This is a genomic window from Nonomuraea rubra, assembly GCF_014207985.1.
GTDB classification, from domain to species: domain Bacteria; phylum Actinomycetota; class Actinomycetes; order Streptosporangiales; family Streptosporangiaceae; genus Nonomuraea; species Nonomuraea rubra.
Window position 1 is genome coordinate 6,323,490 of record NZ_JACHMI010000001.1, and the last position, 20,086, is coordinate 6,343,575.

19 protein-coding genes are annotated in these 20,086 nt (G+C 73.3%); 11 read left to right on the top strand and 8 right to left on the bottom strand.

All coding sequences use genetic code 11. From position 1 onward, the window contains the following. Positions 1-55: 55 nt before the first annotated feature. Positions 56-757, top strand: a complete 702-nt coding sequence (locus HD593_RS28810; RefSeq protein WP_246546772.1) for an ankyrin repeat domain-containing protein — start codon at positions 56-58, stop codon at positions 755-757. 11 nt (positions 758-768) lie between these two features. Here HD593_RS28810 and HD593_RS28815 read toward each other — a convergent pair whose 3' ends face one another. Beyond that, entirely contained in the window at positions 769-1,671 is a 903-nt protein-coding gene (locus tag HD593_RS28815) for a LysR family transcriptional regulator (protein WP_185105155.1), read from the bottom strand. Positions 1,672-1,769: 98 nt separating this feature from the next. Here HD593_RS28815 and HD593_RS28820 point away from each other — a divergent pair, with 98 nt between their 5' ends. Beyond that, entirely contained in the window at positions 1,770-2,135 is a 366-nt protein-coding gene (locus HD593_RS28820; protein WP_185105156.1) for a YybH family protein, read from the top strand. Positions 2,136-2,150: 15 nt separating this feature from the next. Here HD593_RS28820 and HD593_RS28825 read toward each other — a convergent pair whose 3' ends face one another. Further along, entirely contained in the window at positions 2,151-5,291 is a 3,141-nt protein-coding gene (locus HD593_RS28825) for an AfsR/SARP family transcriptional regulator (protein ID WP_185105157.1), read from the bottom strand. Between the two features lie 223 nt (positions 5,292-5,514). Here HD593_RS28825 and HD593_RS28830 point away from each other — a divergent pair, with 223 nt between their 5' ends. The 5 genes from HD593_RS28830 to HD593_RS28850 all read left to right on the top strand — a co-directional run bounded on the left by HD593_RS28830 (position 5,515) and on the right by HD593_RS28850 (position 10,391). Beyond that, positions 5,515-5,973: a hypothetical protein gene (locus tag HD593_RS28830; protein ID WP_185105158.1), complete on the top strand. Its 459-nt coding sequence runs from the start codon at positions 5,515-5,517 to the stop codon at positions 5,971-5,973. Between the two features lie 111 nt (positions 5,974-6,084). Continuing rightward, the gene (locus HD593_RS28835; protein ID WP_185105159.1) at positions 6,085-7,152 is read left to right on the top strand and encodes a sigma-70 family RNA polymerase sigma factor; all 1,068 of its coding nucleotides are present in this window, start codon (positions 6,085-6,087) and stop codon (positions 7,150-7,152) included. 3 nt (positions 7,153-7,155) lie between these two features. Further along, positions 7,156-8,568 carry a DHA2 family efflux MFS transporter permease subunit gene (locus HD593_RS28840; protein WP_185105160.1) on the top strand — a complete coding sequence of 471 codons (1,413 nt, stop codon included), beginning with the start codon at positions 7,156-7,158 and terminating at the stop codon, positions 8,566-8,568. Beyond that, on the top strand, positions 8,561-9,352 hold the full coding sequence (locus tag HD593_RS28845; protein WP_185105161.1) for an isocitrate lyase/PEP mutase family protein: 792 nt from the start codon (positions 8,561-8,563) through the stop codon (positions 9,350-9,352). Before HD593_RS28840 ends, HD593_RS28845 begins: the two co-directional genes overlap by 8 nt. Positions 9,353-9,374: 22 nt before the next feature. After that, positions 9,375-10,391, top strand: a complete 1,017-nt coding sequence (locus HD593_RS28850; RefSeq protein WP_221525027.1) for a GlxA family transcriptional regulator — start codon at positions 9,375-9,377, stop codon at positions 10,389-10,391. A gap of 53 nt (positions 10,392-10,444) precedes the next feature. Here the strand turns inward: HD593_RS28850 and HD593_RS28855 are convergent, their stop codons facing one another. The 4 genes from HD593_RS28855 to HD593_RS28870 form a co-directional block, all read right to left on the bottom strand. Continuing rightward, complete coding sequence (locus HD593_RS28855; RefSeq protein WP_185105163.1) at positions 10,445-10,948, bottom strand: hypothetical protein; 504 nt, start codon at positions 10,946-10,948, stop codon at positions 10,445-10,447. A 105-nt stretch (positions 10,949-11,053) separates the two neighbouring features. Beyond that, positions 11,054-12,064 carry an alcohol dehydrogenase catalytic domain-containing protein gene (locus tag HD593_RS28860; RefSeq protein ID WP_185105164.1) on the bottom strand — a complete coding sequence of 337 codons (1,011 nt, stop codon included), beginning with the start codon at positions 12,062-12,064 and terminating at the stop codon, positions 11,054-11,056. Between the two features lie 64 nt (positions 12,065-12,128). Then, entirely contained in the window at positions 12,129-12,503 is a 375-nt protein-coding gene (locus HD593_RS28865) for an ArsR/SmtB family transcription factor (RefSeq protein WP_312903778.1), read from the bottom strand. Between the two features lie 62 nt (positions 12,504-12,565). Then, positions 12,566-13,147, bottom strand: coding sequence for a TetR/AcrR family transcriptional regulator (locus tag HD593_RS28870; protein WP_185105165.1), 582 nt, complete (start codon positions 13,145-13,147; stop codon positions 12,566-12,568). A gap of 112 nt (positions 13,148-13,259) precedes the next feature. Here HD593_RS28870 and HD593_RS28875 point away from each other — a divergent pair, with 112 nt between their 5' ends. After that, a complete protein-coding gene (locus HD593_RS28875; protein ID WP_185105166.1) occupies positions 13,260-14,282 on the top strand; it encodes an aldo/keto reductase in 1,023 nt (340 codons plus the stop codon). 34 nt (positions 14,283-14,316) lie between these two features. On the opposite strand, the gene HD593_RS64530 is transcribed toward HD593_RS28875, so the two are convergent. Then, positions 14,317-15,675: a cytochrome P450 gene (locus HD593_RS64530; RefSeq protein WP_221525029.1), complete on the bottom strand. Its 1,359-nt coding sequence runs from the start codon at positions 15,673-15,675 to the stop codon at positions 14,317-14,319. 218 nt (positions 15,676-15,893) lie between these two features. On the opposite strand from HD593_RS64530, the gene HD593_RS28885 reads away from it, so the two are divergent. The 3 genes from HD593_RS28885 to HD593_RS28895 are packed head-to-tail and all read left to right on the top strand — an operon-like array spanning position 15,894 to position 19,053. Continuing rightward, positions 15,894-17,783 (top strand): S9 family peptidase, encoded by a 1,890-nt coding sequence (locus HD593_RS28885; protein WP_185105168.1) that lies wholly within the window; start codon positions 15,894-15,896, stop codon positions 17,781-17,783. A gap of 20 nt (positions 17,784-17,803) precedes the next feature. Beyond that, the gene (locus HD593_RS28890; RefSeq protein WP_185105169.1) at positions 17,804-18,343 is read left to right on the top strand and encodes an LOG family protein; all 540 of its coding nucleotides are present in this window, start codon (positions 17,804-17,806) and stop codon (positions 18,341-18,343) included. Further along, positions 18,340-19,053, top strand: a complete 714-nt coding sequence (locus HD593_RS28895) for a hypothetical protein (protein ID WP_185105170.1) — start codon at positions 18,340-18,342, stop codon at positions 19,051-19,053. Before HD593_RS28890 ends, HD593_RS28895 begins: the two co-directional genes overlap by 4 nt. A gap of 48 nt (positions 19,054-19,101) precedes the next feature. Here HD593_RS28895 and HD593_RS28900 read toward each other — a convergent pair whose 3' ends face one another. Beyond that, positions 19,102-20,022 carry an LLM class flavin-dependent oxidoreductase gene (locus tag HD593_RS28900; protein ID WP_185105171.1) on the bottom strand — a complete coding sequence of 307 codons (921 nt, stop codon included), beginning with the start codon at positions 20,020-20,022 and terminating at the stop codon, positions 19,102-19,104. Positions 20,023-20,086: the final 64 nt, after the last annotated feature.

The following is a 20,086-nucleotide window of genomic DNA, read 5'->3' on the forward strand; positions in this document are numbered from 1 at the left end:
GCGGGCAGAGCTTGAGCGGGCAGAGCTTGAGCGGGCAGAGCATGAAGGGGCGGCGTTGAGAGCGGCGGCGGGGCCGGGCTGGCCGGGGCGCAGGATCGTCCTGACGTCGCTGCTCGGCTCGATGCTCGCCGCGTGCGGCGGCCGCGAGGCGAAGGGAGACGCTGTGCTGAACGAGGAACTGCTGGCAGCCGCGGCACGAGGAGATGCCGCCGCCGTCCGGGACGCGCTGCAGGCGGGCGCGGACATCGAGGCGCGCGACGGCCGGCGCCGCACGGCCCTGCTGCTCGCCGCCGCGGCCGACCATGTGGAGGCGGCCGGGGTGCTGGTGGAGGCCGGCGCCGACCCCGACGCGCAGGACGCCCGCCAGGACACGCCCTGGCTCGTCACCGGTGTCACCGGCAGCGTCGCGATGCTGCGTACGCTCCTGCCGGCCGATCCCGACCTGACCGTCCGCAACCGCTACGGCGGCGTCTCCCTCATCCCGGCCTGCGAGCGGGGGCACGTCGACTACGTCCGCGAGGTGCTGAAGACCGGGATCGACGTGAACCACGTCAACGACCTCGGCTGGACCGGCCTGCTGGAGGCCGTCATCCTCGGCGACGGCGGCCCGCCGCACCAGGAGATCGTACGCCTGCTGATCGCCGCGGACGCCGACGTGAACCTCGCCGACCGCGACGGGGTGACGCCGCTCGCGCACGCGCTCGCCAAGGGCCAGACCGAGGTCGCCGCCCTCCTCCGCGCCGCCGGCGCCCGCTGAGGTCGTTCCCTTCAACGCGGGGCGGCGCCGTCTTCCCCGGAGAACGCGCGCCGGCAGCAACGCAGCATCTCGCGTACCGCCGGGCTGTTCGGGTGCTGCCGCCAGACCAGGGCGAGCAGGGCGGGCGCTGTCACGTCCTCGATGAGCAGGCCGGTGAGCCGGTCGCGGTAGGACGCGGCCATCGACTCGCTCAGCACCGCCACCCCGAGCCCGCGTACGGCCAGGCCGGCGATGGCGTCGGCGGCGCTCGCCGCCAGCGACACGGCCGGCCGCAGGCCCTGCGCGGCGCACGCCTGGTCGAACAGGGTACGCAGCCCGGTGCCCGGCGGCATGCACACGATCGCGTGCTCGCACACCTCGCGCAGGGTGACCGCCCGGCCGCGCGCCAGCGGGTGGCCGGGCGGGACGGCGGCGACGAGCCGTTCCTCGATGGTCGTCAGCGCTTCCAGCCCGTCGGGCGTGGCGGTGGTGGTGCCGATGAGGGCCAGGTCGACGGTGCCGTCGCGGACGGCCTCGGTGAGCCGGTCGGAGTTGTCCTCCAGCAGCGAGAGCTCGACGCCCGGATGCGCCGCGTGGAAGGCGGCCAGCGCCTCGAACAGCGGCGTGACCGTGCACCCGATCACCATGCCGACCGTGAGCCGCCCCCTGATCAGGCCGGTCACCTCCCCCACCGCCTGGCCGACCACCCCGGCGGCCGCCAGGGCGGCGCGGGCGTGTTCGAGCGCCGCCTTGCCGGCGACGGTGAGGGTGGCCGCGCGGGCCGAACGGTCGAACAGCTCGGCGCCGAGCTCGCGTTCGAGCCGGCGGATCTGGGCGCTGACGCCGGACTGGCTGATGTGCACCCGCTCGGCGGCCCGGGTGAAGCTCTGCTCCTCCGCGACCGCGACGAAGTACTCGAGCTGCCTCAGTTCCATAACTGGAGATTCTAGATGTCAGCAGTACCAGCTGTTGGACTTCTGGCAAGGGGGTGGGCAGGCTGGAGGGGAACCGCGACAGGAAGAGGAGAGACGCCATGACCGCGTACGAGAAGGCCATGCGGCCGGAGGACCTGACCCGGCTGTTCGTCGAGCGTTCCAACGCCGGCGACGCGGCCGGGGTCGCCGCGCTGTACGAGGAGGACGCGGTGATCGCGTACCCGCCGGGCAGCCGGACCGTCGGCCGCGCGGCCATCCAGGAGCTGTGGGAGAAGGTGCTGGCGAGCCGGCCGCGGTTCGAGCCGGAGCAGCCGCTGCCGACGCTGGTCAGCGGGGAGCTGGCCCTCACCTCCACCCCGCCCAGGGACGGGGCCGGCGCCCGGGCCCAGGTCGTCCGCCGCCAGCCGGACGGGAGCTGGCTGCGCGTGCTCGATCAGCCCGAGTTCGTCACCCCGGGCCGCTGACGGTCGCGCCGGCGGTCACGGGGCGAGTGTGATCTGCGCCAGCTCGCGCCAGTCCCGCTTCCGGCCGTCGCGGGCCGCCTCGGCGAACACCGCCTCACCGAGCCGGTCGCGGGTCTCGTCCGTGATCCTGGCGACGTCCGGCAGCGAACGATCCGGCATCCCGCGTACGGCCTCGCTCGCCGCGAGCAGCCGTACGGCCTGCTCGTCCTGCCCCCGCCGCAGCGCGAGATCCGCGATCCCGACCAGCACCTCGGCCACCATCGGCGGGAACTCCTGCGCCGCGACCGTGCGGAACGCCTCGGCCCGGTGGCTCCGCGACTCCTCCAGGTCCTCGGCGAGGTAGCCCTGGAGGTCCATGACCTGGGCGTGGACGGCGTCGCCCAGCTCCGCCTCGCCCAGCACCGCCCGCACGGTGGCCAGGTGCTCGCGGGCCTGGTCGGGCTCGCCGCGCCAGCGGGCCAGGTGGGCCTTCGACAGCGCGAGGCCGACGAGCGTCCCCGGCCAGGTGATCCCGGCCGCGCACCGCGCCGCCTCCGCCATGGCCGAGGTGCTGGCCCGCTCGTCGCCGAGCAGCCAGTACAGCTGGGCCTGCCGCGTCCGCAGGGCGACCACGTCCTCGCCCGCGCCCACCTCGGCCACCGCCACGGCAGCCTCCTCGTAGTGCTCGCACGCGAGCGCGAACTCGCCGCGCAGGGCGAGCCGATCGGCCAGGAACGTCAGCGCCAGCGAGATCCCCCACCGGTCGCCCAGCGCGCGGAACTCGGCCAGGCCGAGCTCGAGGTCGGTGTCCACGCCGGTCTCATCGCGGTCCAGCGCGACGCGGAACCTGGCGCGGCTGAGCCTGGCCTGCGCGCGCACCCACGGGTCGTCGCCGGCGACGAGCGCGTCGAACGCGGGCATGACCTCCGCCGGGTTCTCCAGCAACCGCTGCAGCGGCGCGACGAACCCGACCATCGGGCTGCGATGCCCCGGCCTGGCGAACCGGTGCGCCCCCTCGATCCACTCGCGCGCCTGGAACTGGTCGCCACCGGGGCCCGAGGAGATGAGCAGCGCCAGGACCATGTACGCCAGCGCCCGCACCTCGTCGGGCACCTCACCCGGCAGCGAGGCCGCCGCGACGCCCAGCTCGGTGCCCTCGGCCCGGTGCCCGCTGAGGTACCAGTACCAGCCCGACGATCCGGCCAGCCGCATCGCCTCCTCGGCCCAGCCCTCGGCGATCGCCCCGCGCAGGGCCGCGCTGATGTTGTCGTGCTCGGCCTGGAGCGTGGCCATCCACTCCAGCTGCTCGGCCTTCCGCAGGTGCGGATCGGCCGTCTCGGCCAGCTCGACGAAGTACGCCAGATGCGCCCGCCTCGCCTGCTCGCTCTCCCCGGCTTCGGCGAGCCGGTGCGCGGCGTACTCCCTGATGGTGCCGAGCATCCGGTACCGCGGCGTGTCGTCGCCGTCGGCGACCAGCAGCGACTTCTCGATCAGCGCGGTCAGCACGTCGAGCACCTGCTCGCCCTCGAACGTCTCGCCCCCGCACACCCGCTCGGCCGCCTCCAGGCTCGCCCCGCCGGAGAACACCGACAGCCGCCGCAGTACGCCGCGCTCGGCCTCGCTGAGCAGGTCCCAGCTCCAGTCCACGACCGCGCGCAGCGTCTTGTGCCGGGCGAGCGCCGTGCGGCTGCCGCTGGTCAGCAGCCGGAACCGGTCGTCGAGCCGGCGGGCGAGCTGGTCGACGGACATCGTACGCAGCCGCGCCGCGGCCAGCTCGATCGCCAGCGGGATCCCGTCCAGTGCCCGGCAGATCCCCGCCATGACGGCCAGGGTCTGCGGGTCGGCGCCGATGTCCTTGCGCACCAGAGCCGCGCGGTCGCGCAGCAACCGCACCGCCGGCGAGGACCCGACCTCGTCGGCACCGGCTCCCTGCGCGGGCAGCGCGAGCGGCTCGACCTGCCACAGCACCTCGCCCGTGATGCCCAGCGGCTCCCTGCTCGTCGCCAGGATGCGCAGTCTCCTGCACTCCCCCAGCAGCCGGTCGGCGAACTCGGCGGCCTCGTCGATCACGTGCTCGCAGTTGTCCAGGATCAGCAGGATCGTCCGCTCCCGGATCGCGGCGATGAGCCGATCCATCGGCTCGCCGCCCCGCGCGCCGCCCAGGACGGCCTGGTCCCGCAGCCCGATCACGGTGAGCGTCGCCTGCGCCAGCTCACCGCCCGCCTGGACGGAGGCCAGCTCGACCAGCCACGCGCCGTCCGGCAGCTCGGCCAGCATCCGGCGCGCGGTCTCCGTGGCCAGCCGCGTCTTCCCGGACCCGCCCGGCCCCGTCAGCGTGACCAGCCGATGCTTGACGGCCAGACCGGCCACCGTGGAGACGTCGTCGTCCTTGCCGACGAAGCTCGTCAGCTCGGCCCGCAGGTTCGTCCTGCGGTTCTCCGCGCGCTCGCCCAGCTCGCCCCGCAACAGGGCCGTGTGCAGCGCCGACAGCTCCGCCGAGGGGTCGGCGCCCAGCTCGTCGGCCAGCAGTTCCCGCGTCCGCTGGTACACGGTCAGCGCCTCGGTCCCGCGGCCCGCCTCGGCCAGCGCCCGCATCAGGGCCGCCACGAAGCCCTCCCGCAGCGGATACGTGGCGACCAGCGCGGTCAGCTCCGACACCAGCTCGGAACCGCGGCCGAGCCTGATGTCGGCGTCCACCCGGTCCCCGAGCGCGGCCATGTGCAGCTCGTCCAGGCGCGCGACCGCCGCGTCGAACAGCTCGCTGCCCCGCATCGCGATGTCCGCCATCGCCGTGCCGCGCCACAACTCCAGCGCCGAACGCAGCAGCTCCGCCTTCTCCGCGGGCTCCGCCGCCCGCGCCTGCCCGACGAGCTGCTCGAACCGTGCCACGTCCACGGCCTCGGGAGCGACCACGAGCCGGTACCCGCCCGCGTCCGCGGCGATCACCCCGTCCGGCAGCACCCTGCGCAACCTCGACACCAGCGCCTGCAAGGCGTTCACCTCGTCCGAGGGCGGCTGCTCGCCCCAGATCCAGTCCACCAGCCTCGCCCGCGTGACGATCCGCCCCGGCTCCAGGGCGAGCGCGGCGAGCAACCCGCGCAGCCGAACCCCGGGAACCTCCACCACGGCGCCGTCACGGTCCCTGACCTCGAACGGTCCTAGCAATCCGACTCGCACGCCAGCCATTGTGCCGAACCCGGACGATCCCGACGAACCGCCGCCGCCCCCAGCCCGCCCTCATCACCGATCTTCACCGGACCGTTATCGGTGAGCAACAGGATGACCGGTGCCGCTGATCATGCGGTTTGCAGTCGCCGTGCAAGCGGCGCCTGATCAACTGCCCGCATCGGAACGAACCAGGCCGGCCCACCGGGCCCGCCCTTCAGCGTGAGGTAGCAGGATGGCATCGATCGTCTTCGGAACCACGGCCGGCATCGCGGTGCTCGTGGGGGTGGTGCTGTTCTTCAGGCTGAGGCGGAAGCCGGAGACCAGGGTGGGAGCGTACGTCAGCGCGACGTTCCTGTTCCTGGGCGCGGGGGTGCTCACGATGGGCTCCATCTCGTTCGGCAGCCTGGAGTCCGCCGCGCTGCGGACGCTGACGGCCGAGGAGCGCGCGGAGGCGGTGGCGTGCGACGCGGCGGTCCTGGGGGCCGAGGAGACGTCCAACAAGCTCAACGGGCGCTACATCTGGGTGCTGCGGCTGCGCGTCACCCCTCAGGAGGGCAGCCCGTACGACATCGAGCGCACGGCGCGGCTCACCTCGTCCATGGGCGAGCGCCTGGAGCGGGGCAACGTGGTGCTCCCCTGCCTGGTGGCGCGCACCGACAACACCCGGATCGAGATCCCGGCTCTGGCCTGAGGTCCGCGGCGACGCGGGGATCCGGAAAAATCGTGCCATGACCGACCGCTTTCCGTGGCTGCCGGTGTCCATTCTTGCGAAGACAGGGATGACGAGACACCAGGAGTCACGATGCGAGAGGTCCCGCCGACCGGGGTCCCCGATACCGTCGCGGAGCTGCTGGAACCGGCGCGCGCAGGCGACGGCGAGGCGTTCCGCAGGCTGATCGAGCCGTACCGGCGCGAGATTCAGGTGCACTGCTACCGCATACTCGGCTCGGTTCAGGATGCCGAGGACCTGCTGCAGGAGACCCTGCTGGCCGCGTGGCGCGGCATCGGCGACTTCGAGGAACGCGCGTCGCTGCGGACGTGGCTCTACCGGATCGCGACCAACCGCTGCCTCAACGCCCTGCGGGCCGCCGGTCGCCGCCCGCGGGACGCGGCGGCCTACCGGACGGAGGTACCGATGCCCGAGCCGTCACGCCGCAGGGAGGAGCCGAGCTGGCTGGAGCCGTACCCGGACGTGCTGCTCGGCGAGATCGCCGACCGGGTGCCGGGGCCGGAGGCCCGCTACGAGCTCAGGGAGTCGGTGTCGCTGGCGTTCCTGGCGGCGCTGCAGCAGTTGCCCCCGAGGCAGCGGGCCGTGCTGGTGCTGCGGGACGTGCTGGGGTTCCGCACCGCCGAGGTGGCGGGCATGCTCGACACGTCCGGGAACGCGGTGACGATGGCGCTGAAGAGAGCGCGGGCCTCGCTGGCGCGCGAGCTGCCCGGTTCCGGCCGGGAGAGCGCCCCGCTGCCGCACTCGCCGCGCGAACGCCGGATCGTGGACGAGTTCAGCCGCGCGCTCGAGGCCGGGGACGTGGCCGCGATCGTCGCCATGCTGACGGACGACGCGTGGCTGACGATGCCGCCGATGCCGCTGGAGTACCAGGGCCCGGAGGCCATCGGGCACTTCCTGTCCACGGTCGCGGTGCGCGGCTGCCGGCGCTACGTGCTGGTCCCGACCCGGGCGAACGGCCAGCCGGCGTTCGGCTGCTACCTGCGCGACCCGCGCACCCCGATCCTGCACGCGTACGGCCTGCTCGTGCTGACCCTGGCCGGGGACCGCATCTCCGCGCTGACGCGCTTCCACGACAACTCCTGCCTGCCGAGGTTCGGCCTGCCCCGCTCGCTGCGCGGCCTCCCGTCGAGCGAGCGGTGACGGATGCGATCGAAGCAGGCATGGGGGCTGGGGCTCGCCTCGCTGGCGTCGTTCATGATGGCTCTGGACAGCCTGGTCGTGACGACGGCGCTGAGCACCATCCGGCAGGATCTGACGGCCTCGATCGAGGCGCTGGAGTGGGTGGTCAACGCCTACAGCCTGGCGCTGGCGGTCCTGCTGCCGACCGGAGCGGCGCTGGGTGACCGGTACGGCCGCCGCCGCGTGTTCGCGGCCGGGCTGGCGGTGTTCACCGTCGCCTCGGCGGCCTGCGCGCTGTCGCCCGGCATCGGCGCGCTGATCGTGTCCAGGGCGTTGCAGGGCGCCGGCGCCGCGATGGTGCTGCCACTGTCGCTCACCCTGGTCAGCGCGCTGTTCCCGCCTCAGGAGCGGGGCAGGGCGATGGGGCTGTACCTGGGCATCACGGGCCTGGCGACGTTCAGCGGGCCGTTCGTCGGCGGCGTCGTCGCCGAGGGGCTGGCCTGGCAGTGGATCTTCTGGCTGAACCTGCCGATCGGCCTGGTCGCGATCCTGCTCACGGTGCTGCGCGTGGACGAGAGCCGCGGCCCGGGCGGGCGGTTCGACCTGGGCGGGGTGGTGCTCGTGAGCGCGGGCGCGTTCGGCGTCGTCTGGGCCCTGGTGCGCGGGAACGCGGCGGGCTGGGGCGGCGCGGAGGTGCTGGGGGCGCTGACGCTCGGCGTCGCGCTGCTGGTCGCGTTCGTGTTCTGGGAACGGCGGGCCGAGGCGCCGATGTTGCCGATGCGGTTCTTCCGGCTGCGGGCGTTCGCCACGGCCAACCCGGCGAACTTCCTGGTGTTCGCCTCGCTGTACGGCACGATGTTCTTCCTCGCGCAGTACTTCCAGGTCGTCCACGGCGACGGGCCGCTCGTCGCCGGCCTGCGGCTGATGCCGTGGACGGCGACGCTGATGGTCTGCGCGCCGATCGCGGGCCGGCTGGCCGACCGGGTGGGCGAGCGGGCGTTCGTGGCGGGCGGCCTGCTGCTCCAGACGCTCGGCATGGGCTGGATCGCCCTGGTCGCCGGCCCCGGCACCGGCTACCTCGAACTGCTGCCCGCGCTGATCATCGGCTCGGCCGGGCTGACCATGGCCATGCCCGCCGCGCAGAAGGCGGTGGTCGGCGCGGTGCGGCCGCACGAGATCGGGCAGGCGTCCGGCGCGTTCATGACGCTGCGGATCTTCGGCGGCGTGTTCGGCGTCGCCGTCGCGGTCGCGGTGTTCGCGAGCGCGGGCGGCTACGCCTCACCCGAGGAGTTCAGCGCGGGCTTCGCCGCGGGCATGGGCGCGGTCACCGCGCTCGCGTTCCTCGGCCTGCTCGTCGCGCTCGGCATGCCGGGCGGCCGACCGGCCGCCGTGGCGGCACCACCGATGACCCGTGAGAGGGAGGAAGTTCATGAGTGAAACGTCCCGCCCGGCGCCGCCTGCGAAGGTGGCCGGCCTGCGCGACCTGCACGTGCCCGGCGATCCGCTCGTGCTGCCGAACGTCTGGGACGCCGCCTCGGCCCGGCTGGCCGAGGCGGCCGGTTTCCCGGCGCTTGCCACGAGCAGCGCGGCCACGGCCGCGGTCCTCGGTTACGACGACGGTGAGCAGGCGCCGGCCGGCGAGGTGCTGGCCGCCGCCGCGCGGATCGTCGGCGCGGTGCGCGTGCCGGTGACGGTCGACTTCGAGCGCGGCTACGGGCTCGCGCCGGCCGAGCTGGTCGAACGGTTCGCCGCGACCGGGGCCGCCGGGCTGAACCTGGAGGATTCGCGCCCGGCGACCGGCGACCTGGTGGACGCCGCCGAGCAGGCGGACTTCCTGTCCGCGGTGCGCGAGGCCGCGGTGTCGCTGGGCGTGGACCTGGTGATCAACGCCCGTACGGACCTGTTCCTGCGCCGGCCGGTGCCACCGGAGGCGCAGCTCGCCGGCACGCTGGAACGCGGCGCGCGTTACCTCGCGGCCGGCGCGGACTGCGTCTACCCGATCGGCGCCGGGGATCCGGGGGTGATCCGGGAGCTGGCCGCGAGCGTTCCCGGGCCCGTCAACGTCGCGTACGGGAACGGGAAGCTGACGAGGGCCGAGCTGGCGGCGCTCGGCGTCGCGCGGGTGAGCTTCGGGCCGGCGTTGCAACGGCACCTGTACGGCACGTGGGGGTCCGCGATCTTCTCGGCCGTCGCCTCGGGCGAGAACCCCTTCGCGCTCTGAGCCGGGCCGGATGCCGTACTCGGTGGATTCTGACCGTCCGGGGCGAGCGGCCCCGGACGCCGGTGGTGGCTGGACGCGCCGGGCGAGGTCGCCGTTCCGTACGGTGGCGGCACTGGCCATGGACGGCGTGAGCGCGTTCGCGCTGGGCGGGATCAGCGGGGGCTTCGCCTACTGTGCGCAACCGGGGCTGCCGCGGTTCGAGGTGGTGGTGTGCGCGGAGGTGCCGGGAATGGTGCGGACCGATCTCGGCCTGCCGCTGCGGGTGACCCATGGCCTGGACACGCTGGCGGAGGCGGACCTGATCATCGTGCTGCCCTCTTGCCGGGCGGCCCCGCGGCCGTCGGCGGCGGTGTCCGCGGCGCTGCGGGCCGCCTACCGGCGGGAGGCGATCATCGTCGCGTTCAGCGCCGGGGCCTACCTGCTGGCGGACGCCCGGCTGCTGGACGGGCGGCGCGCCACCACGCACTGGAGCCTGATCGACGGCTTCGCCGCCCGGTTCCCCCAGGTGAGCGTGGTGCCGGAGGCTCTGTACGTGGACGAGGGGCGGCTCATCACGGGGGCGGGCGGCGCGGCCTGCCTCGACGTGTGCATGCACCTGCTGCGCCGCGAGCACGGCGCCGCCGTGGCCAACGCCGTCGCCCGCGAGATGGTCGCGGCGCCGCACCGGGACGGCGACCAGGCCCAGTTTCGCGACCGGCCCGTCCCGGCCGAGGGCGAGAAATCCCTGACTCCCGTCATCGACTGGCTCCTGGCCAACCTCGACCGGCCGGTCTCGATCGGGGAGCTGGCCGGCAGGGCGTTGATGAGCGAGCGCACCTTCAACCGCCGGTTCAAGGCCGTCACCGGGACGACGCCCTACTCGTGGTTGCTGACACGGCGGCTGGAGCGGGCCGCCGAGCTCCTGGAGAGCACGGAACTGCCCGTCGAGGAGGTCGCCCGCCAGGTCGGGTACAACACTGCCGCGGTTTTCCGTCAGCAGTTCACGAAACGCCACGGGGTGGCGCCGCGGATTTATCGCCGGAAATTCCGTCAGAAATGAAGGGCCGCGCGACGGCCGGAGAATCCACCGTCGCGCGGCCCGTCATCGCACTGTCACCGGCCGAGCGGCTCGGCCTGCGGAGTGGGATTCACGGGAACGTCCGGCGCCTCCTCCTCCGCGTTCAACGCAGCGAAGTGCGGATCCAGGTACGAGCCCCATCCGTAGGTGTCCGAGTAGTACAGCTGCCAGTCGACGGAGGCGTTCACCGTCTCCCAGGCGGGGTTGTCGGGATCCAGCGCGGAGGTGTGATGGTAGTAGCCGCTCCTCGGGTCGAGACAGTCTGTCCAGGTGTACCAGCCCGCCCCGAAATACATCCCCTCCCGTGCGGTGACCTGGGCGTCAGCGAAGAACAGCCGCCAGGTGTAGTTGCCGGCGGCCAGCTCGATCCGGCGTTGCACGCAGGATCCGTCCATCGAGTCGGTGGGGTAGGCCGTCAGAAACTGGGTCTTGGCGTTGTAGGCGGTCTCCGCCGCGGTGGCGGCGGCGGGTGTGGTCAGGGACAGCGTCGCGGCGAATAATCCGCCCGCGAGAGCGAGAAAACCCTTCCGTTTCATCATCTTCCTTTGCTGCTCGCGAATTCTCACGGACATCGTATGAATGCCTCACGGAGCAGAAAAAGAATGGGCGCTGCCATTGTCCGCCTGTTTCCGGCCACCCGCCCGTCAGCCGAAGGTGATGACCGAGCGCTTTCCCGCATGCCCGCCGGCCATGGCGTCGAGCACCACGTTCGCATCCCGCAACCCCACCGGGGTGACCTCCGGCAGGATGCCGTGCGCGACCGAGAACGCGAGAGTGTCGCGCAGGTCGTGCGGCGACCCCGAAGGGTTGATCATGGCGTGCAGCCGGTTGAGCGCCATCGGCTGGGTGGGCAGGGTCAGCGGCTCCGGGCCGTACCCGCACAGCACGAGCATGCCGTCGGGCGCCAGGCCGGTGAGCGTCGCCGCGGCGGCCGAGGTGGACGGGGCGGCGTTGAGTATCAGGTTCGCGCCGCCGTCCCAGGCTCTGAGCGCCTCGGCCGGGTCGGTGTCGCGGGTGGCGATGAACCGCTCGGCGCCCAGTTCCCGGGCCGCGGCCTCGCCCCGGTCCGAGCGGCCGATGACGGCCACGCGGGCGCCCATGGCGACGGCGTAGCGGACCGCCAGCGCGCCGACCCCGCCCGCGCCGATGACGGCGACGCGGGAGGTGGCGGTGATCCCGGCCTGGCGCAGGCTGTTGAAGGCGGTCAGGCCCGCGCACATCAGCGGGGCCGCGGCGACCGGGTCGAGCCCGCCGGGCAGCGGGGTCACGAAGTCGGCCTTGAGCACGGCGTACTCGGCGTACCCGCCGTCCATGACGATGCCGGTGATGCGCTTGTCGCGGCAGAGGATCTGGTCGCCGCGCGCGCAGTACTCGCAGTGGCGGCAGGAGTCGCCGAGGAACTGCGCGCCGACGGGGGTGCCGGCCTGCGGCCACGACACGCCCGGCCCGGTGGCGGTCACCACGCCGGTGATCTCGTGGCCGGGGACGACGGGGAAGCGGGCGATCGGCCAGTGGCCCTGGAGCACGTCCAGGTCCGTGTAGCAGATCCCGCAGGCGGTGATCTTGACGAGCACCTCGCCCTGTCCGGGTTCTGGCACCTCGCGCTCGGTGAGCTTGAGCGGCTCGCCGGCCGCGGTGGCTAGGGCGGAAAGCATGAACGGGCAACCTCGATCTCTGTCCGGTCGGCTGCTGCCATTCAAGCGGCAGCCGCGCCGGCCGTCAGCGAGGCGGGCCTGGCGTGTCGCGCCCGGCCGGCCGGGCTCTCTCCCGGACGCAGGAGTCGATGACGGCCCGCAGAAGGCCGGGGAAGCGGGCGTCGAGGTCGCCGGGGCGCAGGCTGTTCATCTTGGTGGTGCCCTGGTAGTGCTGGCGGATGATGCCGGCCTCGCGCAGCACGTTGAAGTGGTGGGTGGCGGTCGAGCGGGAGACCGGCAGGTCGAAGGTGCCGCAGCTGAGGTCGTGGCCCGCAAGGGCGAGCTGGGCGATGACCGAGCGGCGGACGGGGTCGGCGACCGCCTCCATGAACTGCTGGAGGGTGACCTCTGCGACGGAGGCGTTGTCCACGGTGCGCGGGGTGGTCTTCGGGCGGGCCACGCGGGCTCCTCCTCGCGGGATCAGGGCTGGCTGGTCATGGTACGGACGGCGCGCGAGGCCGGCTAGGCGGGCGGCCGGTAGCGCAGGCCGTCCACGAGCAGGGTGATCATGCGTTCGGTGTAGCCGTCGTCGCCGGGCGCGACGAGGTCCTTCATGGCGCGCAGCAGGTCGTACGGCTCGACGCCGGTACGGATGCCGCCGGTCGCGGCGGCGGCGTCGAGCAGCCCGGCCAGGACGGGCACGAAGCGCTGCCTGAAGTACTCGGGCAGGCCCTCGTAGGCGGGGTCGCCCGAGTGCAGGGCCGTCTTGAGGCCGCGCTTGGCCGCGACGAACCCGGCGAAGTGCCGCAGCCACCGGGCCAGGGCCTCGACCGGCTCGTACCGGGCGGCGAAGTCGGCGGCGGCCCGCACGCAGTCGTCGACGTCGTGGCAGAGGACGGCGGTGATGAGGTCGGAACGTTGCGGGAAGTGGCGGTAGAGCGTGCCGGCCCCCACGCCCGCCTTGGCGGTGATCCGCCGGACGGGGGCGTCCACGCCCTCGGCCGCGAAGATCTCGGCGGCCGCGGTCAGCAGCGCGTCGAGGTTGCGCTGCACGTCGGGGCGTACGCGGCGGGCGGGCGGCTCTCCGGATGGGCGATCAGGCATGGACGGTCCCTTTGCATTGCGGAACGGTGTTCCGTATTCTCGGGCTGAACGGTGTTCCGCTTTTAGTCTAGCGGCGACCCGGACCCCGTCATGCCCCATGCGAGGAGAACCCGTGAAGTACCGCACGCTCGGCAGGACCGGCATCAAGGTCAGCCCCTACGGGCTCGGCGCCCTGATGTTCGCCACCGCCATCGGCAACCCCGACCCCGGCGACTCGATCCGCGTCATCCACAAGGCCCTCGACGCGGGGATCAACCTCATCGACACCGCCGACGCCTACGGCGACTCCGAGGAGATCGTGGGCAAGGCGCTCCAGGGGCGCCGCGGCAACGTCGTCCTGGCGACCAAGGTGAGCCGTCCGATGGGCGGCGACCCCAACCAGCAGGGCGCCTCCCGCCGCTGGATCATGACCGCGGTCGAGAACTCCCTGCGCCGCCTGCGGACCGACCACATCGACCTCTACCAGATCCACCGGCCGGACCCCGACACCGGCATCGAGGAGACCCTCTCCGCGCTGACCGACCTGATCCGCAGCGGCAAGGTACGCGCGATCGGCACGTCCACGACGCCCGCCGGCGACCTCATCGAGGCCCAGTGGGTCGCCGAGCGGCGCGGCCTGGAGCGCTTCCACACCGAGCAGCCGCCCTACTCGCTGCTCGACCGCGGCATCGAGCGCGAGGTGCTGCCGGTGGCGCAGCGCTACGGGATGGGCACGCTGGTGTGGGGCCCGCTCGGGCAGGGGCTGCTCACCGGCCGCGTCCGCCTGGGCCAGGCGAACGACCTGCGCCGCGCGAGCCTGGCCAGGCACCTCACCGACGAGCGCAGGCTCGGCGCCGTCGAGCGGCTCGTCCCGCTCGCCGAGGAGGCGGGCCTGCCGATGACGCACCTGGCGATGGCGTTCGCGATCGCGCACCCCGGCGTGACCAGCGCGATCATCGGGCCGCGGACGATGAGCCACCTCGACGACCTGCTCGCGGGGCTCGACGTCACGCTGGACGACGACCTGCTCGACCGGATCGACGAGATCGTGCCGCCCGGCACCGACGTCGGCGCGCTCGACCAGGCCTACGTGCCGCCGGCCCTGCGGAGTGCGCGCCTGCGCCGCCGGCCCGCCGACGAACGCGCCGCCGCCTGACCGCTGCGCATGACCGCCAGCGGGCCGCCAGGGCTCATCGCGGGCGGCGCAGCCCGCGCAGGAAGGCCCACAACGGTGACCGGGCGGGCCTCTCCACCACGGGCTCGTCCACCGGCGCCTCCTCCGGGCCAGGCGTCTCGCCTTCGGCGGGGGCGCTCCTCAGGGGTTCCGGGGCGAGCTCGTACTGGATGGGCAGCGACCGCAGCGCCCGCATGAACGGCGAAGGCCGCCACGGCAGCTGATCGGCCGGGAGCGCGAGCTTCACCTTGGACATCCGCTTGAACAGCCGGTGCACGGCGATGGCGGTGATCCGGGTCGCCAGGAGCTGGCCGAGGCAGTTGTGCGGCCCCGCTCCCCAGGCCAGGTGGGCGCGGGTGGTGCGGATGGCGTGCCAGTCGATCGCCCCGGCGAAGCGCGGGTCCTGGTGGGCGGCGGCGACGGAGAGCATCACCGGGTCGCCGGGGGCGATGGTGTAGTTGCCCAGCTTCACCTCGGTGAGCGCGTAGCGGAAGGTGAGGTTGGCCATCGGCGGGTTGAGCAGGGCGACCCTGTTCACCGTCTCATCGATGGCGCCCGCCGACAGGCTCTCGCGCACGTCCGGGTTGGCGGCGACCTCGACGACCACGTTGCAGACGAGGCTGGCGGCGAAGTCCAGCAGGCCGGGCAGCATCAGCAGCTCTCGGGCCAGCTCGTCCAGCGTGATGTCCGGCTTGGCGGCGATCAGGTAGGACGGCAGGTCGTCGCCGGGGGCCGCGCGCTTGGCGGCGCCCAGCTCGGTCATGGCGGCGTACAGCCGCTCGAACGCCGCGGCCGCCTCCGGGCCGGCGTCGATCATCCGCCAGAGGTCCATGACCACGTCCTCGCCGCGGGCGGCGGTGAAGCCGAGCATGCGGTCGGCGACCATGAGCGGGAGCGGCCGGGCGTACTGGGCGGCCAGGTCGGCCCATCCCGTGGCGCCGCCCTCCGCGAGCACGCCGATGAGGTCGTCGGCGTGGCGCACGACGGCCTTCTCCAGCCGCTGCCCCTGGGGATGGCCGTGGTCCTGGTACGGGGCCAGCGCGCTGGTCCAGGCGCGGCGCAGCTCGTTGTGGGCGGCGCCGTCCTGGAACGTCGAGTTGTTGACCTGGAAGACGGGCAGCAGCGGCCAGTCGGCCGGGATCCGGCCTTCCGCGTGCGCCTTCCACCTGTCCACGCGCTTGCTCCACGCGCCTCCGGAGTTCTGCAGGACGCGGAGCACCTCCTCGTACCCCATGACGAACCAGACCGGCACCCCGAGGAGGTCGACCGGCGCGACGGGGCCGTACACCTTGCGCAGCCGTTCGTGCACCTGTGCTGGGTTCGCGTCGTAGTCCCTGGTCAGCAGCGGCTCGGCGGTCGCCGGCGCCGGTGTCACGGGGGGTTGCTGGGGCCACGGGCCTTGGGTCACGTGCTGAACTACCTCTCTGCTCGCTGCTCCGCCGTCACGGATCATGGAACGCGTGCTGGGAGCTTACGGCGATTTAACGGAGAAGGTGTGCAGCATCACGAATTGTAACCAAAGGCGGGATATACAGGAAGATGTGATCTCCGCGCCGCTTTGGCCGTCGCAGTGCTGCGGTTAGGGTCGAGCGCATGAAACCTGCGGACATCTCCCTTTTGCATGCTCTCGGCGCGCCGACGATCTCGCCCGACGGGAAGCATGCGGTGGTCGCGGTCACCCGGCCCGACCTCGAGGCCGACGAGTACCGCGGCGGCCTCTGGCTGGTCGCGACCGACGGCTCGGCCGAGCCGCGCCGGCTGACCCGGGGTCCGCGCGACGCCGCGCCGGCGTACTCCCCCGACGGCGCCTGGCTGGCCTTCGTCCGCGGCGGCGACGGCGTGAAGCCGCAGCTCTACGTGATGCCCACCGGCGGAGGCGAGCCGCGCAAGGTGACCGACCAGCCGCTCGGAGTCAGCGAGCCGGTGTGGAGCCCCGACTCGCGGCGGCTGGCGTTCGTCGCGCGCGTGCCCGAGGAGGGCCGGTACGGCGACGGCGAGCCGGACAAGGAACGCCCGCGCCGCATCACCGGCTTCCACTACCGCTGGGACAACCTGGGCTTCGTCCTCGACCGGCGCGCGCACGTCTTCGTCGTCGATCCCTTCGCCGAGGAACCCTCGCCCGACCAGGTCACCGAGGGCGACTTCGACCACGGCGAGGTGGCCTGGAGCCCGGACGGCTCGCTGCTGGCGTTCGTGGCGGCCCGCCACGACGAGCGTGACACCTCGCTCGCCAACGACCTGTGGGTGTGCGCCCCCGACGGCTCGGGCCTGCGCCGGGTGACCGCCACCGACCTGGCGGTGTCCGCGCCGCGCTTCACCCCGGACGGCGACGCCCTGTGCTTCGTCGGCGCCGCCACCGGTCCCGAGCGCCGCCACCTGGTGTGCAGGAACTCCGGGCTCTGGCTGGTGCCGCTCGCCGGGGGCCCGGCCCGCCGCCTCACCGACGAGGAGCGCTTCCACGTCTGCGAGGACCCGTACGTGCCCACCGCCGGCGGCGTGCTGGTCACCGTGGAGAACCGGGGGGCCAGGGACCTGCTGCGGGTGCCGTACGCGGGCACGGAGCCGGACGTCGTGATCGGCGGCCCGCGCGAGGTCAACGCCGTCGCCCACGCCGCCGGCGTCACCGTCGCGGCCGTCGCCGACGCCCGTACCCCTGGCGAGCTGGTCGCCCTGCGCGACGGCGGCGAGACCACCCTCACCTCCTTCGGCCGCGACCTCGACGTGCTGCCCATCGAGGAGCTCAACGGCACGGCGCCCGACGGCTATCCCGTGCACGGCTGGATCGTCCGCCCTGCCGGCGAGGGCCCGCACCCGGTGCTCCTCATGATCCACGGCGGCCCCTTCACGCAGTACGGCTGGCACGTCTTCGACGAGGCGCAGGTCTACGCCTCGGCCGGGTACGCGGTCGTCATGGGCAACCCGCGCGGCTCGTCCGGCTACGGCCAGGCGCACGGCCGGCACATCATCGGCGACGTCGGCCGCCTGTCGGCGATCGACCTGCTGGCGCTGCTGGACGCCGCCCTGGCCACCGGCGGCCTGGACGCCTCCCGTACCGGCGTGCTCGGCGGCTCGCACGGCGGCTTCATGACCACGTGGCTGGCCGCGCACCACGGCGAGCGGTTCAAGGCGGCGATCAGCGAGCGCGCGCTCAACGCCATCGACAGCTTCCACGGCAGCAGCGACATCGGCTGGTCGTTCACCCGCGACCTGTACGGCGAGGACCCGGCGCGCTGGGTGGAGCAGAGCCCGCTCACGCACGCCGACAAGATCGAGATACCGTTCCTGATCATCCACTCGGAGCACGACTGGCGGTGCCCGGTGGAGCAGGCGCAGCGGTTGTTCGTCAAGCTCCGGCTGCGCGGGGTGGAGACGGAGCTGCTGCTGTTCCCCGGGGAGGGACACGAGCTGTCCCGCTCGGGGCTGCCCAGCCATCGGGCGGCCCGCTTCGAGGCCGTACTGGACTGGTGGGGTCGGCACCTCTGACACCCTTTACGGTGGTTTCCATGAACATCTGCGTCTTCCTGTCTGCCGCCGACCTGCCCGAGACCTACACCCGGCCCGCCCGCGAGTTCGCCGAGCTGATCGGCAAGGGCGGGCACACGCTGGTGTGGGGAGGCTCGGACGTGGGCCTGATGAAGGTGATGGCCGACGGGGTGCACGCGGCGGGCGGCCGGCTGATGGGCGTCTCGGTGGACTTCCTGGCCGGCAAGGCGCGCAAGGGCGTGGACGACATGGTGATCGCCTCCGACCTCGCCGAGCGCAAGCGGCTGCTGCTGGAGAAGGCCGACGCGGTGGTCATCATGGTGGGCGGCACGGGCACGCTGGACGAGGCCACCGAGATCCTGGAGCTGAAGAAGCACGGGCGGACGGACAAGCCCGTCGTGCTGCTGAACACGGCGGGTTTCTACGACGGGCTCAAGGAGCAGTTCCGGCGGATGGAGGACGAGGGTTTCCTGCCTCGTCCCCTCACCGACCTGGTCCTGTTCGCCGAGGAGCCGGTGGGGGCGATGGCCTACCTGGAGGAGTCGCTGGGCATCGGATGACCTCGTTCAAGGATGAGCAGATCGCCGGGCTGGCCGCGTCCGGATGGGCGCGCTGCGGGCCGGTCGCCGAGGCGGTGGCGCGGGCCCGGCTGCCCGCGGTGACGGCCGGCTACCTGGCGGCGGCCTTCCCCGGCGAGTCGTGGGTGGCCGCCGAGCGGGCGGTGCTCGCCCTGCGCGGCCACTTCGCCTCGGCGCGGTTCGCCGATGAGATCACGTACGGGATCCTGCTGGTGCCGGACGCCGGCAGGCTGGACACCCGCCGCCCGATGCCGCCATCGGTCAGGGCCGGGCAGCTGGGCGAGCCCGCCGGCGACGTGTTCGACGACCGGCTGCCCCCAGGGGTCCTCGGGGTGGAGGGCGGCAGGCCGTGGACCATGGTCGCCACCGTCACCGGCGCCTACGGCCCGTCGCTGGGCAGCCACCACCAGGTGGTGAGCGCGCCGGCGGCGGCGTTCACGGTGGCCGGGGCCGACACCAGGGCCCTGATGATCCGCCGCCTCTGGGGGGCGCGCGTGCTGCAGGGCGGTCGCGACCTGCCCGACTGCGAGGCCAACGCGAGGTGGACCTTCACCCTCTTCCCCGGCGAAGGCCTCACCGGCGGCCTGGCCGAGTCGGGCACCGTGCTCAAGGGCAAGGTGCGGTTCCGGCTCGGCAAGCCGGACCGCGGCATCGGCTCCGCCCGCGTGGCTCCCGCCATCGCCATCCCCTGACGGGCCGCTATTTCCGGTCGCGGCGGCGAGCGTCACCGCCTCCCGCCATCACCTGGCGGGCCCCTCCTTGGCCACCGCCTCCCGTACGGCCGGGGCGATCTCCTGGGCCCAGCGGGCCAGGGTGATGGCGTCGACGGCGCCGTGGCCGGCGGCGAAGAGCGTGAAGCCCGACGCGCCGTGCTCCAGCACGGCCCCGGTCAGCTCCTCCACCCACTGCCCGGGAGAGCCGCCGAGCCAGCGGCCCGCCTCGTCGCGGGTGGCGGCCAGCGGCCGATCGGTGATGCGCCCCGGGAGGTTGTAGACCGTGCGGATCTCCCCCGGATCGCGGCCGGCGGCCACGGCCGCCTCGTCGATGATCGGCCGAGAGGACCGGTAGCGCTCGCTGAGCCAGTCGGCCGCGTGCCCGGGGATCCACCCGTCGGCCACCCGGCCGGTGGCGGCCAGGGACTTCGGGCCGACCGACCCGGTCCACACGGGCGGCGCGGCCACGGGAGCGGGCTCGATCCGGTGCACCTGGTAGTGCGCGCCCTCGAACGTGACCGGCGCGCCACCACCGGACAGCAGCTTGACCAGGACGATCGCCTCCTCGAACGCGTCCACGGCGTCCCCCGGCGACAGCCGTGGCACGCCCATGTCGGCGATGCGGTCCCACAGCCCGCCCGCGCCCATGCCGAGCACGATCCGGCCCTCCGACAGCGCCGACAACGACGTCACCGTCCTGGCCAGCAGGGCGGGGGGCCGCGTCGGCAGGTTGGTCACGTTGGCGAAGCCGGCGATGTGCCGGGTGCGCCCGAGGACGAAGCCGAGCGCGGCGTAGGCGTCCAGGCGCGCGCCGATGTAGGGGTGGTCGGACAGGGTGAACAGGTCCAGCCCGTCCCGGTCGGCCTGCTGGGTCATGCGCAACAGCTCAGGTATGTCGTCGATGCCGGGATGCGTGCCGAAACCGAAGACGACGCCATGTGCGGACATCAAATGCCTCCATAAAACACTCAGTTCGTGCCACGAACCATATTAGTTCGTGGCACGAACTGCA